Annotated in this window: 14 protein-coding genes; 9 read left to right on the top strand and 5 right to left on the bottom strand. The window is 58.4% G+C overall.

Translation table 11 applies throughout. The features are described 5' to 3' along the window. Nucleotides 1–29: 29 nt before the first annotated feature. Nucleotides 30–518 (bottom strand): DUF3015 domain-containing protein, encoded by a 489-nt coding sequence (locus tag ACZ3HH_RS18910; RefSeq protein ID WP_007901840.1) that lies wholly within the window; start codon nt 516–518, stop codon nt 30–32. A gap of 276 nt (nt 519–794) precedes the next feature. Here ACZ3HH_RS18910 and ACZ3HH_RS18905 point away from each other — a divergent pair, with 276 nt between their 5' ends. Continuing rightward, nucleotides 795–3,233, top strand: a complete 2,439-nt coding sequence (locus ACZ3HH_RS18905; RefSeq protein WP_201062107.1) for a Lon protease family protein — start codon at nt 795–797, stop codon at nt 3,231–3,233. 343 nt (nt 3,234–3,576) lie between these two features. Next, entirely contained in the window at nt 3,577–3,918 is a 342-nt protein-coding gene (locus tag ACZ3HH_RS18900) for a PA4575 family protein (RefSeq protein ID WP_007901845.1), read from the top strand. Nucleotides 3,919–3,923: 5 nt separating this feature from the next. Here ACZ3HH_RS18900 and ACZ3HH_RS18895 read toward each other — a convergent pair whose 3' ends face one another. Then, nucleotides 3,924–5,753: a hypothetical protein gene (locus ACZ3HH_RS18895; protein WP_465806679.1), complete on the bottom strand. Its 1,830-nt coding sequence runs from the start codon at nt 5,751–5,753 to the stop codon at nt 3,924–3,926. 160 nt (nt 5,754–5,913) lie between these two features. On the opposite strand from ACZ3HH_RS18895, the gene ACZ3HH_RS18890 reads away from it, so the two are divergent. The 3 genes from ACZ3HH_RS18890 to ACZ3HH_RS18880 all read left to right on the top strand — a co-directional run bounded on the left by ACZ3HH_RS18890 (nt 5,914) and on the right by ACZ3HH_RS18880 (nt 7,588). Further along, entirely contained in the window at nt 5,914–6,402 is a 489-nt protein-coding gene (locus ACZ3HH_RS18890; protein ID WP_007901849.1) for a TIGR00645 family protein, read from the top strand. 144 nt (nt 6,403–6,546) lie between these two features. Then, nucleotides 6,547–6,840, top strand: a complete 294-nt coding sequence (locus ACZ3HH_RS18885) for a DUF6482 family protein (protein ID WP_367373011.1) — start codon at nt 6,547–6,549, stop codon at nt 6,838–6,840. Nucleotides 6,841–6,970: 130 nt separating this feature from the next. After that, a complete protein-coding gene (locus tag ACZ3HH_RS18880; protein WP_038981481.1) occupies nt 6,971–7,588 on the top strand; it encodes an FKBP-type peptidyl-prolyl cis-trans isomerase in 618 nt (205 codons plus the stop codon). 129 nt (nt 7,589–7,717) lie between these two features. On the opposite strand, the gene ACZ3HH_RS18875 is transcribed toward ACZ3HH_RS18880, so the two are convergent. The 3 genes from ACZ3HH_RS18875 to ACZ3HH_RS18865 form a co-directional block, all read right to left on the bottom strand. Next, nucleotides 7,718–7,975, bottom strand: a complete 258-nt coding sequence (locus tag ACZ3HH_RS18875; protein WP_084319505.1) for a PA4570 family protein — start codon at nt 7,973–7,975, stop codon at nt 7,718–7,720. 206 nt (nt 7,976–8,181) lie between these two features. Next, nucleotides 8,182–8,523, bottom strand: coding sequence for a zinc ribbon domain-containing protein YjdM (locus ACZ3HH_RS18870; protein WP_465806676.1), 342 nt, complete (start codon nt 8,521–8,523; stop codon nt 8,182–8,184). Nucleotides 8,524–8,713: 190 nt separating this feature from the next. Further along, nucleotides 8,714–9,682 (bottom strand): polyprenyl synthetase family protein, encoded by a 969-nt coding sequence (locus ACZ3HH_RS18865; RefSeq protein WP_030129461.1) that lies wholly within the window; start codon nt 9,680–9,682, stop codon nt 8,714–8,716. 240 nt (nt 9,683–9,922) lie between these two features. Here ACZ3HH_RS18865 and rplU point away from each other — a divergent pair, with 240 nt between their 5' ends. The 4 genes from rplU to proB all read left to right on the top strand — a co-directional run bounded on the left by rplU (nt 9,923) and on the right by proB (nt 13,205). Continuing rightward, nucleotides 9,923–10,237 carry a 50S ribosomal protein L21 gene (gene rplU, locus ACZ3HH_RS18860; RefSeq protein ID WP_007901869.1) on the top strand — a complete coding sequence of 105 codons (315 nt, stop codon included), beginning with the start codon at nt 9,923–9,925 and terminating at the stop codon, nt 10,235–10,237. Nucleotides 10,238–10,272: 35 nt separating this feature from the next. After that, a complete protein-coding gene (rpmA, locus tag ACZ3HH_RS18855) occupies nt 10,273–10,548 on the top strand; it encodes a 50S ribosomal protein L27 (RefSeq protein WP_007901871.1) in 276 nt (91 codons plus the stop codon). 191 nt (nt 10,549–10,739) lie between these two features. Further along, a complete protein-coding gene (gene cgtA / locus ACZ3HH_RS18850) occupies nt 10,740–11,963 on the top strand; it encodes an Obg family GTPase CgtA (protein WP_465806671.1) in 1,224 nt (407 codons plus the stop codon). A 123-nt stretch (nt 11,964–12,086) separates the two neighbouring features. Beyond that, nucleotides 12,087–13,205: a glutamate 5-kinase gene (gene proB / locus ACZ3HH_RS18845; protein ID WP_038981484.1), complete on the top strand. Its 1,119-nt coding sequence runs from the start codon at nt 12,087–12,089 to the stop codon at nt 13,203–13,205. Nucleotides 13,206–13,209 lie beyond the last annotated feature (4 nt).

The raw sequence follows: 13,209 nt of genomic DNA, 5'->3' as shown, positions 1-13,209 counted from the left end.
GCTCCCCAAAGAGAGCGGGCCGGTCGAGCTTAAGCTTGAGTGGCGTACTTGGCCAGACGAGGGTCGCTTTTCAGCACGGCCAGGGTGTTGGTATGCACGTCATCGGCGGTCACGTCAGCTTTGCTGAAGATCTGCTGGAAGTGCTGATGAGTCACAGCGGCGAAGTGCGCACGGTCTTCCGGCGCCACGCCCAGTACCACGGCGTAAGTGGTCAGCGCTTCGCCCTGACCTTTAGCCATGTCTTCAGACAGCTCGTTCATCATGCCATTCATGGCGATCCAGGATTTGCCGCCATAGGTCAGCGACGCATTGGTCGAGCAACCGTTGGTACCGGAGGTCATACCGAACGTTGCGTTACCGGAAGTGCCGTTGGTGGTGGATGCCAGGAAGTGTGCCGGGGTGCCACGCTGACCTTCGAACAGCATGTTGCCCCAACCGCAGTCTGGACCGCCAGGCGCCTGTGCCATGGCGTTGATGGATACAGCGGTGAAGAGAGTACCGAGAAGAATCCGTTTCATAGCTATGTTCTCTTTGTGTGCATTCCAATGGACAGGGTGCTGGCCCCTAATGGTGCCAGTGGGCCGGTTATTAGTTCCAGCCGCGCAGCATGGAGTTTAGGCATGTTCCGGGGGTTCCGTAATCTTTTGCGAAACATTCCTTGAAAACACTGATTTTGACCTGCTCGGCCCGGGGCTGACGCTTTGTCTAAACTTTGGCTTGAGGCGCGCCTTGCCAGTGAGGTACAGGCAGCGCCAGAATGCCGCTATCTGCCCCGCCTGATGTAAGGAAGCCCGATGCCTGATCCTGTTGCTGCCAGCTTGCGTCTAGCGCCTGAAGCGCTGACCCGTCCGTTTTCCGCTGAACAGTTCAGCTTCTCTACCACCAATGATCTGGAGCCCTTCCGCGGTGTGCTTGGCCAGGAACGCGCGGTCGAAGCCTTGCAGTTCGGTGTGGCCATGCCACGCCCCGGTTACAACGTATTTGTCATGGGTGAGCCCGGCACCGGCCGGTTTTCGTTCGTCAAACGCTACCTCAAGGCCGAAGGCAAACGCCTGCAGACCCCGGCGGACTGGGTTTACGTCAATAATTTCGATGAACCGCGCGAGCCTCGTGCGTTGGAGTTGCCGTCGGGCACCGCCGGTGCCTTCATCGGTGACATCAACGGCTTGATCGACAACCTGCTGGCGACCTTTCCGGCCGTGTTCGAGCACCCGTCCTATCAGCAGAAGAAAAGCGCCATCGACCGCGCTTTCAACCAGCGTTATGACCGTGCACTGGATGTGATCGAGCGTCTGGCGCTGGAGAAAGAGGTCGCGCTCTACCGCGACAGCAGCAACATCGCTTTCACGCCGATGAGCGAAGGCAAGGCACTGGATGAGGCTGAGTTCGCCCAGTTGCCCGAAGCCGAACGCGAACGCTTTCATGACGACATTTCCGGGCTGGAAGAGCGGCTGAACGAAGAACTCGCCAGCCTGCCGCAATGGAAGCGCGAGTCGAGCAATCAACTGCGTCAGCTCAACGAAGAAACCATCACCCTGGCCTTGCAGCCATTGCTCGCTCCGCTGTCGGAAAAGTACGCGGAAAACGCAGGCGTTTGCGGTTACCTGCAAGCGATGCAGGTTTACCTGCTCAAGACGGTGGTCGAGCAACTGGTGGACGACGGCAAGACCGACGCCATCGCCCGTAAAATGCTCGAAGAGCAATACGCCCCGAGTCTGGTGGTCGGTCATCCGGCCAACGGCGGCGCGCCCGTGGTGTTCGAGCCGCACCCGACCTACGACAACCTGTTCGGCCGCATCGAATACAGCACCGATCAGGGCGCGCTCTACACCACCTATCGACAGCTGCGACCGGGTGCGTTGCACCGGGCCAACGGCGGTTTCCTGATCCTCGAAGCGGAAAAAATGCTCAGTGAGCCGTTCGTGTGGGATGCGCTCAAGCGCGCCTTGCAATCGCGCAAGCTGAAAATGGAATCGCCGCTGGGTGAGTTGGGCCGTCTGGCCACCGTGACGCTGTCACCGCAACACATTCCGTTGCAGGTCAAAGTCGTCATCATCGGTGCCCGGCAGCTGTACTACACGTTGCAAGACCTCGATCCGGACTTCCAGGAGATGTTCCGTGTCCTGGTGGATTTTGATGAAGACATCCCGATGGTCGACGAGAGTCTGGAGCAGTTCGCCCAGTTGCTCAAAACCCGTACGTCCGAGGAAGGCATGGCGCCGCTGACCGCCGATGCGGTGGCGCGTCTGGCGACTTACAGCGCGCGTCTGGCAGAACATCAGGGGCGTCTGTCGGCGCGGATCGGCGATTTGTTCCAACTGGTCAGCGAGGCGGATTTCATTCGTGACCTGGCGGGTGACGACATGACCGACGCCGGACACATCGAGCGTGCGCTCAAGGCCAAGGCGACCCGCACCGGGCGCGTTTCGGCACGGATTCTCGATGACATGTTGGCGGGGATCATTCTGATCGACACCGATGGCGCAGCTGTCGGCAAGTGCAACGGGCTGACGGTGCTGGAAGTCGGCGATTCGGCCTTCGGGATACCGGCGCGAATTTCCGCCACGGTTTATCCCGGCGGCAGCGGCATCGTCGACATCGAACGCGAGGTCAACCTCGGCCAGCCTATCCACTCCAAAGGCGTGATGATCCTCACCGGGTATCTGGGTAGCCGTTATGCCCAGGAATTCCCGCTGGCGATTTCCGCGAGCATCGCCCTGGAGCAGTCCTACGGTTATGTCGACGGTGACAGCGCGTCTCTTGGCGAAGCATGCACGCTGATCTCGGCCTTGTCGAAAACCCCGCTCAAGCAGTGCTTTGCGATTACCGGTTCGATCAACCAGTTCGGTGAAGTGCAGGCGGTGGGTGGGGTCAACGAGAAGATCGAAGGTTTCTTCCGACTCTGCGAAGCCCGTGGTCTGACGGGGGAACAAGGGGCGATCATTCCTCAGGCCAACGTTGCTACGCTGATGCTCGACGAGAAGGTGTTGGCGGCCGTGCGCGCGGGGCAGTTCCATGTCTACGCGGTGCGCCAGGCCGACGAGGCTCTGAGCCTGTTGGTTGGCGAGCCGGCCGGTGCGCCGAATGAGAATGGCGAATTTCCTGAGGGCAGCATCAATGCGCGGGTAGTGGAACGCTTGCGGGTGATCGCGGAAATGATCAGCGAGGAAGACCTCAAGGAAGCCGAAAAAGAGTTGGCGCAGGAAGCCATGCTGGAAATCAAACCGGCCTGAGTTGTCCGCAAAAAGAAACAAGCTCCCTGTGGCGAGGGGGCTTGTCGGAACGCCGCACCGCCCCGTTCGGCTGCGAAGCAGTCGTAAAATCGGTTAATACGGTCTTTCTAATAAACCGCGTCAGCCGCTTTCGGGGCCGCTTCGCAGCCCAACGGGGGCAAGCCCCCTCGCCACAAATATGGCGTCAATATTCACACGGTGACCACTCGGCACCTTCTGGTCTTGGTTCGCGTGCGAACCAGACTTTTCTTCTATTATCTGCTCAAGGATATCGACAGTAATCACTGGATCGAGACAGCCTTCCCGTGGAGGCTGAATACCGGATCTACCGAGGGTCGCCGCCATGTCGCGCAACCTCTGCCTCACCCGTCAATGCCTGGGTCTTGTGACCCGTATCGAATGTGCCATCCGCCCGCTGGCGGGAGATACGGGCATGTGGACCTTGCTCTTCGCCGCCGGAATGGCTGGCGAGCAGCCTTCTGCCATCAAGGCCCAAGGCCCGTTCCGTGGGCCTGTCGTGGCTGAATCGATCCTCGACACTATTGTTGAAAGTCTGACCTTGCATGGTTACGAGCTGGCCGACGACCCGCAAATCTGGTGTCTGCATCTGCAAGCCCAGTTGCGAGAGATCAATGGCGGTCGTTATCGCAACCTTAGCGGTCCCGAATTTCGTCCCGAGCACTGAACAGACTATTGATCAAGGTTGCCTGGCTCAGCCTTGTCGAGTTTGACCTCGAACCCATACTGCACAGTGGTGAGGTTGGTTCGCTGATAAGTTTCCAGACGTGTGGGCTGGCCATAGAAGTAATGCACTGCAAATAACGCCGGGCCTTGCGCGCTCGCGTCGTGACTGACCGAAAGAATCTCCTTTAAATAGTTGCCACTGTCGTCCTTGGCGAAAAAACGCCAGTCCTGGGCTGGAAACAGCTTCAAATCCACGACCAACGCGTTCCCTTTGAACTCCAGGCCTTTGGGCAATTGGCGGGAATCGTACGTTTGCTGGTCGACAGTCGCCAGGTACTGCGGCATGGAGCCCACGGCGTAGGCCGGGTTTTCCGGAAACAGATTCAGATCATAGGTGATGGCGCCGCGTATCGGATCGACCTGATACGCCTCCGGCGGCAGCTCGATCGGCCCATCACGCCGGCCATTGCGGTCTTGGGTAAAGAACGTCACCGGGCTTTCGCCGGGATTGAAAGAGGTGCCGAGCAGTTCGTCATTGAAGCTTCTGGGGTGGTCGAATTCGATGCGCGCGGCACTCGGGTCATCCACCGACTGACTGATGCTGATGCTTTTTTTCAGTTGTTCCTCGCCCAGCGTTGCGCCTTTGAGCCAGGTCGCGGCCTGGTCGTCATACACCACCACCGGCAAGGTCAGTGGCTGGATGGCTTTTTCCGTGGTGTGCGGGTCGAAGCGGCGTATCGGCAGGTTCAGGTCCTTGTGGGTCACCGTGACCGCCGAGAAGTCCAGCAAGCTGACTTCGATGGTATCGATGGGCCCGTTGAAGTAGACCTTGGTGTAATGCCGGGTTTGTTGCTTTTCAAATGCACGCTGCTCGTCATCGAGCTGCTTTTCGAATGCTTCGTTCCAGGCCTTCTGCTGTTGCATCTGCGCCAGTTGTTTTTGATAAAACGCAATTTGCGCGGCGGTTTCGTTGATCGCCCCTGCGCGAGAGAGGAATTGCCCGGTGGCATCCCTGGCCTGAACGATCAGTGGGTTGAGTGATATGTCACGTATCTCGGGGGCCAACGGCGCGCTGTTACTGAATTCGATTTCGGCGTAGTTATTGGCCAGTTTCAATAAGGTGACACTGAGGTTGTCGTTAGTGCGAGTCTGGCCAACGTCCTTTTTCGTCAGGTCGAAACTGTAGAGCCGGCGTGGGGCGATGACTTCCACCTTGCCTTGCAGGCTCACCGGTTGTGGCTGGCTCTTCTTATCCACATCCAGGCCTTCGATGAAGGGGTAGGTCACCGTCAAATCATCGGGGTTGGTCAGGTTGGCGCTCGACGGGCTCAACTGAATGCCGGGATCGGTTTCCGACCATTCCGGCTGGAACGCGATGACGCGCTTGTTGCTCAGGGTCACCGATTGCCATTCCAGGCCATGAGGAAAAAGGAATGCGCCCGGAATGTTGAAGTTGAAGGGGAATACCGGCTGCAGATCGGTCAGGTAATCCGAGCTGGACTCCTTGTGCAGCACGAACAGACCGTTGATGTAAGTGTCGACCAGCGCCTGGGGCGTGGGGTAGTGCTTGAGCACGGCGAGAGCGTCTTCGCCGTATTCGGTGACCACTGGTTTGGTGTCGAGCTTGAGTTGCGCGCGCTCGAGCAGCAGCAGTGAGCCGCCGAGCTCAGCCACGGCATCTTTGAGTTTTGGATCCTTGATCGTTTCCAGGGACTGTTCGAATTGCGCGGTCTTTTCTTCGAGGCTGGCCTGGCGTTTCTCATCGCTGGGTGAACAACCACCCAGTAACAACGTGAGGCAAAGTCCGGCACTCGTTAAAGGCAATCGCACATCCATTTCCAGTCTTCCTGTCCAACGTCGCTGACCTGTCAGTGATCTGGACACTAGCAGAAAAACTTTGTCACACACACGCAGGTTGCGGATTTTCCGACGGTTTCTGGGTGTAACAGGTGGCTGTTATACTCGCCGCCATTTCCAGCCCCTTGTGTGAGATTCAATGGAACGCTTTATCGAAAATGCAATGTACGCCTCCCGCTGGTTACTGGCGCCGATCTATTTCGGTTTGTCCCTGGGCTTGCTGGCGTTGGCACTGAAATTCTTCCAGGAAGTCTTCCACGTCATCCCTAACGTGTTCTCGATGGCCGAGTCGGATCTGATTCTGGTACTGCTGTCGCTGATCGACATGGCGCTGGTGGGCGGCTTGCTGGTGATGGTGATGATCTCCGGTTACGAGAACTTCGTTTCCCAACTGGATATCGACGACAGCAAGGAAAAGCTCAACTGGTTGGGCACCATGGATTCGTCTTCGTTGAAGATGAAGGTCGCGGCGTCCATCGTGGCGATTTCGTCCATCCACCTGCTGCGGATTTTCATGGATGCCAAGAACGTCGATCCCGAGCATTTGAAGTGGTACGTGGTCATTCACATGACCTTCGTGGTGTCGGCGTTTGCCATGGGCTATCTGGACAAGCTGACCAAGCACTGATCGACTGATCCTTGCGGGAGCGTGGCTTGCCCGCTCCCACAGAGTTGCCAAAACAGACGGGCGGTGTTGTTTGTAGCTTGTACTTTGGCCCGTCGAGGCATATCCATGTAGAGATCCTGGCTCGCCACCGCGTGAGGTGCGCTCATGACTCTGCAAGAATTGAATGCGTATGCCGTCGCCGGAAAGATCGATGAGCTGAACCTGATCTCGATGGAAGGCGTGTTCTACGTGCTGGAAGCTCGGATGCATGGCGCGGCGTATCCATTGCTCGATGCCCATGGCGAGATATTGCAGCTGCGCTCGGTCGAGCATGCGCGTGAAGTGCTTCACGCCTGTCCCAAGTCATTCAACGTTGTACATACCCCGGCTCATGACGAAATGTGCGGTGCCAGCGCCGAGGAAAGTCCGAAAGTACCGAGCACTTTCCGTTCTGTGTAACAGCGCTGACGCAGCTCAAACGTGACGGCATCTGTGCTAGTCTGCTCGCCCTTTTGATTCCGGGCGCGTTCCGGGACGCGCTGTGCACGCACGGCAAGTTCCAGGGCCGTCCGCACAGCGGAGCAGTGTCATGTCCGAAGTAAATCTGTCCACCGACGAAACCCGCGTCAGCTACGGCATTGGCCGTCAGTTGGGCGACCAGCTGCGTGACAACCCGCCGCCGGGCGTTAGCCTGGACGCAATCCTGGCAGGTCTTACCGACGCTTTCGCCGGCAAGGAAAGCCGTGTGGGTCAGGAAGAAATGTCCGCCAGCTTCAAGGTGATCCGCGAAATCATGCAAGCCGAAGCCGCAGCCAAGGCTGAAGCCGCTGCTGGCGAAGGCCTGGCTTTCCTGGCTGAAAACGCCAAGCGCGAAGGCATCACCACGCTGGCTTCCGGCCTGCAATTCGAAGTGCTGACTCAAGGTGAAGGCGCCAAGCCAACCCGTGAAGACCAAGTGCGCACTCACTATCACGGCACCCTGATCGACGGCACTGTGTTCGACAGCTCCTACGATCGTGGTCAGCCTGCAGAATTCCCGGTTGGCGGCGTTATCGCTGGCTGGACCGAAGCCCTGCAACTGATGAACGCCGGCAGCAAATGGCGTCTGTACGTGCCGAGCGAACTGGCTTACGGCGCTCAAGGCGTTGGCAGCATTCCGCCACACAGCGTACTGGTATTCGACGTCGAGCTGCTCGACGTTCTGTAATGCCCGGCCTGTCGTTATGACGGGCTAATGTGGGAGCGAGCCTGCTCGCGATGCAGTCAACTCGGTTTTCTGTGAAACCGAGGTGATGCCATCGCGAGCAGGCTCGCTCCCGCAGTTTTTTGCGTTGTCTCATACTTCGATCTTATGGTTCAGATCGCTGGTCGGGCGCAACGCCCGGGCATAGCAGAACAGAAACAGATTGCGCACCAGTTCCTTGAGCACCACCGGCTCGCTGGAACTCAGGCCATTGACGTCCAGATCACCCTGATCCTGTAGCTCGTTCAAGGCTTCTTCTTCAAGCACTGCACAGACTTCCCCGGTTTCCCGATGCAGGATTCTGAGGTAGGGGTGCGGGCGGTCCAGCCAGGCATCGATCAAATAAGTCATGACGCTCATCTCCATTGACGGGTTTCAATGAGAATAATTCTTATTCATCAAATAGCAAGGGCCTATTGGCGGTTTGTGTTCTTTTCTGCGGGGAAATTGCTGAGCGTCAAAACGACTGGCGTTTGGCTACTGCGCGGGAATGCTGGTTGATGCGGGGAAGGGCGAAGCACCATCCCACGCCAGGCGCGGGATGGAATACAGCAGATTCAGACTTTTCTGACGAACTCGGATTTGAGTTTCATCGGGCCGATGCCATCGATCTTGCAGTCGATGTCGTGGTCGCCATCGCACAGGCGGATGTTCTTGACCTTGGTGCCGACCTTGACCACCAGCGACGTGCCTTTGACCTTGAGGTCCTTGATCACGGTAATGGTATCGCCGTCCTGCAGGACGTTGCCGACCGAATCCTTTTTCACGGTGTCATCGGAGGCTATTTCGGCTTCACCACTGGCGGACCACTCGTGGGCGCACTCCGGGCAGATCAGCTGTGCGCCGTCTTCATAGGTGTATTCGGAATTGCATTTCGGGCAGGGTGGCAACGTGCTCACTAAAGCTCCTTGGATTCAGGATGGCTAAAAAGCGCACATTATATAGGGTTTTATGCGGGGAGGGGGACAACACTACCCTGTGGGAGCCGGGCTTGCCCGCGATGCAGGCGCCCCGGTGTTTCAGACGCACCGCAGTGATGCCATCGCAGGCAAGCCAGCTCCCACAGGAGCCGGTCCTTGCAAGAGGGTGTCAGTGCGTACGGGCTACCGCAAACTCGCTCAATTCCACCAACGCATCGCGGTATTCGCTGGCAGGCAGGGCGTCGAGGCACTTGATCGCGCGGGCCACGTAGTCGCGGGCCAGTTGCGCGGTGTAATCCAGCGAGCCGGAAGCCTCAACGGCTTCGCGAATGCTTTCCAGATCTTCGATGCCACCTTTCTGGATCGCCTGACGAACCAGTGCGGCCTGCTCCGGAGTGCCTTCGCGCATGGTGTAGATCAGCGGCAGAGTCGGTTTGCCTTCAGCCAGATCGTCGCCGACGTTCTTGCCCAGGGTTTCGGCGTCGCCACGATAATCCAGCAGGTCGTCGACCAATTGGAACGCCACCCCCAGGTGATCGCCGAAGGTGCGCAGTGCTTCGCTCTGTTCCGGTGAGGCACCGGCCAGGGCCGCGGCACTGTGGGTCGAGGCTTCGAAGAGCATCGCGGTTTTGCCGCGGATGACTTCCATGTAGGTTTCTTCGGTGGTGCTGGCGTCGCGGACCTTCGACAGCTGCAACACTTCGCCTTCAGCGATGATGCGCGTGGCTTGCGAAAGGATCTTCATCACCGGCATGGAGCCCAGTTCGACCATCATTTCGAAAGAACGCGAATACAGGAAGTCGCCCACCAGCACGCTCGGCGCGTTGCCCCACATGGCGTTGGCGGTCGAGCGGCCACGGCGCATGCCAGACATGTCGACGACGTCGTCGTGGAGCAGGGTGGCGGTGTGCAGGAACTCGATGGTCGCCGCCAGCAGGCGCAGGTCATCGCCTTCGCGGCCCAGTGCCTTGCCGCACAGCAGTACGAGCAACGGGCGCAGGCGTTTACCGCCAGCCGAGGTAATGTAGTCGCCGATTTTCGATACCAGCGGCACTCGGGAAGTCAGCTGTTTCTTGATGATGCCGTCGACGGCGCTAAAATCGTCCGCCACCGCGCGGTAGAAAGCTTGGGGTTGCATCAGCGACAGTTGCTCCAGAAGGGTTGCGCGGCATGCTAGGACCCACGTCGGCAGGTGTCAAGGCACGATGGACAGCCTCTTGCATCGCCCCGGTAGCTTGCGTACAATCGCGCACCCTGAACTTCCTGGGCAGCACCTGCCTTACGCAATTGCAAACAGGCCTTCCAGCCTTATGCAGCCATGCCAGCCAATACCTCTTCTTATAAAGAGCTGGGTGAGCAGGATTATCGGAGAAATACCATGTCTTATGCAGTAATCGTTACTGGTGGCAAGCAGTACAAAGTTGCTCCAGGTGAATACCTGAAGATCGAAAAACTGGAAATCGCTACCGGCGAATCCGTTACTTTTGATCGCGTTCTGTTGGTTGCCAATGGCGACGACGTGAATATCGGCGCTCCAGTTGTTCCTGGCGCTACCGTTGTGGCTGAAGTGATCTCCCAAGGTCGTCACGATAAAGTCCGCATCATCAAGTTCCGTCGCCGTAAGCACCACATGAAGCGTATGGGCCACCGCCAGTGGTACACCGAGATCAAAATCACCGGTATTCAGGCTTAATTTCAGCCTAATTCCTCACTAGGAGAATTGAACTCATGGCACACAAAAAAGCTGGTGGTAGTACCCGTAACGGTCGCGACTCAGAAGCCAAACGCCTTGGCGTGAAGATGTATGGCGGCCAGGTTATCATTCCGGGCAACATCATCGTGCGTCAGCGCGGCACCCAATTCCACGCTGGCTACGGCGTTGGCATGGGCAAAGATCACACTCTGTTCGCTAAAATCGACGGCGTGATCAAGTTCGAAGTAAAAGGCGCCTTCGGTCGTCGTTACGTAAGCATTGTCCCGAAGACTGACGTCGTCGCGGCATAATTACGTAGTTGCTGGAAAAGCCCTGTCTTGCGACGGGGCTTTTTCGTTTGTGGGGTGAGTCTCTTGCAAAGCTGTTTGTGATGGGCTCCAGCGCTGTATTGGCGGTCTGATTGAGGTCGCTGCGCTCATTTTTGCAAGAGTCTTATGTCTAGGTTTTTTCGGCTCGTCCGTATGGCGAGAGGCGTTTTGTTATGAAGTTTGTTGATGAAGTATCGATTCGAGTAAAGGCCGGGGACGGCGGCAACGGTTGCATGAGCTTCCGTCGCGAAAAATTCATTGAAAACGGCGGCCCGAACGGCGGTGACGGTGGTGATGGCGGCTCGGTCTACATGGTTGCCGACGAAAACCTCAACACCCTGGTGGACTACCGTTACACCCGGCACTTCGATGCCGAGCGTGGTTCCAACGGTGGCAGCACCGACTGCACCGGCAAGAAAGGTGAGGAGCTGGTGCTGCGCGTTCCGGTCGGTACTACCGTCATCGATTCCGCAACTCAGGAAGTGATCGGTGACCTGACCAAGGCCGGTCAGAAACTGCTGGTGGCTCACGGCGGCTGGCACGGTCTGGGTAACACTCGTTTCAAATCCAGCACCAACCGGGCGCCGCGCCAGACCACGCCGGGCAAGCCGGGTGAGCAGCGCGACCTGAAGCTGGAAATGAAGGTGTTGGCAGACGTCGGTCTGCTTGGTTTGCCGAACGCTGGCAAAAGTACCTTCATTCGCTCGGTATCGGCCGCCAAGCCGAAAGTCGCTGACTACCCGTTCACCACTCTGGTGCCGAACCTGGGTGTGGTCAGCGTCGATCGCTGGAAGAGCTTCGTGGTGGCGGATATTCCGGGCCTGATCGAAGGTGCTTCCGACGGTGCGGGTCTGGGGATTCGTTTCCTCAAGCACTTGTCGCGTACCCGTCTGCTGCTGCACCTCGTCGATATGGCGCCGCTGGATGACACCAGTGCTCCGGATGCCGCTGAGGTAATCGTCAGCGAGCTGACCAAGTTCAGCCCGTCCCTGGCTGAGCGCGATCGCTGGCTGGTGCTGAACAAATGCGATCAGATCCTTGAAGAAGAGCACGACGCTCGCGTCAAGGAAATCGTTGATCGTCTGGAGTGGACCGGTCCGGTCTACGTGATCTCCGCTATCGCCAAGCAAGGTACTGAGCGTCTTTGTCATGACATCATGCGTTACCTGGAAGATCGTGCCGATCGTCTGGCTAACGACCCGGCCTACAAGGAAGAGCTGGCCGAGCTCGATCAGCGCATCGAAGACGAAGCCCGTGCTCAGTTGCAGGCCCTGGATGACCAGCGAGCCCTGCGCCGTAGCGGCGTGAAGTCCGTCCACGACATCGGCGACGATGATTGGGACGAAGAAGATGTGGATGACGAAGACGGTCCGGAAATCATTTACGTGCGTGACTGATTCGTTGCAGTAAACTTAAGCGCCGCTCATTCGAGCGGCGTTTTGGTATCTGGAAATCGGTAGTCACGAATAACGTTACGGGCAGCGCTGGGTCGTGCTGTCCTCAAGCTAAGGTTGAAGATGATGCGGAGCAAGGTGACAGGTGCGCAGCGTTGGGTCGTGAAGATCGGCAGCGCTTTGCTGACGGCGGACGGCAAAGGCCTGGATCGCGCGGCAATGGGTGTCTGGGTCGAGCAGATGGTTGCCCTGCACGAGGCGGGTGTTGAGCTGGTGCTGGTGTCCTCCGGGGCAGTGGCGGCGGGTATGAGCCGTCTGGGCTGGACCGTACGACCCAGTGCAATGCACGAGTTGCAGGCCGCTGCCGCCATCGGTCAGATGGGGTTGGTACAAGCCTGGGAGTCGAGCTTTGCCGAGCATGGCCGGCATACCGCGCAGATTCTCCTGACCCATGACGATTTGTCCGATCGCAAGCGTTACCTGAACGCTCGCAGTACGCTGCGCGCGCTGGTCGAGCTCAAGGTGATCCCGGTGATCAACGAGAACGACACCGTGGTCACTGACGAAATCCGTTTTGGCGATAACGATACGTTGGCGGCGCTGGTGGCGAACCTGGTCGAAGCCGATTTGCTGGTGATCCTCACCGATCGCGACGGTATGTTCGATGCCGATCCGCGCAACAACCCTGACGCCAAGCTGATTTACGAAGCGCGTGCCGATGATCCGGCGCTGGATGCGGTGGCTGGCAGCACGGGCGGTGCGCTGGGTCGTGGCGGTATGCAAACCAAGTTGCGCGCTGCGCGTCTGGCGGCGCGTTCCGGTGCGCACACCATCATTGTCGGTGGGCGCATTGAGCGAGTGCTGGATCGTCTCAAGGCTGGCGAGCGCATCGGCACCTTGTTGTCACCTGAGCGCGGCATGCTGGCGGCGCGCAAGCAATGGCTGGCCGGGCATCTGCAAACCCGCGGAACGCTGGTGCTGGATGCGGGGGCGGTGACGGCGTTGTCCCAGGGCAACAAAAGTTTGCTGCCGGTGGGCGTCAAACTGGTCCAGGGCAGTTTCCGTCGTGGCGAAATGGTGGTTTGCGTGGCGCCGGACGGTCGTGAAATCGCCCGTGGCCTGGCTAACTACAGTGCTCTGGAAGCACAAAAAATCATCGGTCAGTCGTCTGAGGCGATTGTCGGTCTGTTGGGGTACATGGCGGAGCCGGAACTGGTTCACCGCGATAACCTGATTCTGGTCTGAAGGA

The sequence above is a fragment of the Pseudomonas sp. PME37.24/025 genome, assembly GCF_055556615.1.
The sequence above is the reverse complement of the archived record's forward strand: the minus strand, read 5'-3'. Positions and strand labels throughout refer to the sequence as shown.

What these genes read in the sequence shown, in the direction of transcription:
- ACZ3HH_RS18865 (WP_030129461.1), bottom strand. Translation starts at nt 9,682, where the DNA reads ATGCAACCCCAAGCTTTCTACCGCGCGGTGGCGGACGATTTTAGCGCC.
- ACZ3HH_RS18875 (WP_084319505.1), bottom strand. Translation starts at nt 7,975, where the DNA reads ATGACTTATTTGATCGATGCCTGGCTGGACCGCCCGCACCCCTACCTC.
- rpmA (WP_007901871.1), top strand. Translation starts at nt 10,273, where the DNA reads ATGGCACACAAAAAAGCTGGTGGTAGTACCCGTAACGGTCGCGACTCA.
- ACZ3HH_RS18890 (WP_007901849.1), top strand. Translation starts at nt 5,914, where the DNA reads ATGGAACGCTTTATCGAAAATGCAATGTACGCCTCCCGCTGGTTACTG.
- ACZ3HH_RS18885 (WP_367373011.1), top strand. Translation starts at nt 6,547, where the DNA reads ATGACTCTGCAAGAATTGAATGCGTATGCCGTCGCCGGAAAGATCGAT.
- proB (WP_038981484.1), top strand. Translation starts at nt 12,087, where the DNA reads ATGCGGAGCAAGGTGACAGGTGCGCAGCGTTGGGTCGTGAAGATCGGC.
- ACZ3HH_RS18895 (WP_465806679.1), bottom strand. Translation starts at nt 5,753, where the DNA reads ATGGATGTGCGATTGCCTTTAACGAGTGCCGGACTTTGCCTCACGTTG.
- cgtA (WP_465806671.1), top strand. Translation starts at nt 10,740, where the DNA reads ATGAAGTTTGTTGATGAAGTATCGATTCGAGTAAAGGCCGGGGACGGC.
- rplU (WP_007901869.1), top strand. Translation starts at nt 9,923, where the DNA reads ATGTCTTATGCAGTAATCGTTACTGGTGGCAAGCAGTACAAAGTTGCT.
- ACZ3HH_RS18905 (WP_201062107.1), top strand. Translation starts at nt 795, where the DNA reads ATGCCTGATCCTGTTGCTGCCAGCTTGCGTCTAGCGCCTGAAGCGCTG.
- ACZ3HH_RS18900 (WP_007901845.1), top strand. Translation starts at nt 3,577, where the DNA reads ATGTCGCGCAACCTCTGCCTCACCCGTCAATGCCTGGGTCTTGTGACC.
- ACZ3HH_RS18880 (WP_038981481.1), top strand. Translation starts at nt 6,971, where the DNA reads ATGTCCGAAGTAAATCTGTCCACCGACGAAACCCGCGTCAGCTACGGC.
- ACZ3HH_RS18910 (WP_007901840.1), bottom strand. Translation starts at nt 518, where the DNA reads ATGAAACGGATTCTTCTCGGTACTCTCTTCACCGCTGTATCCATCAAC.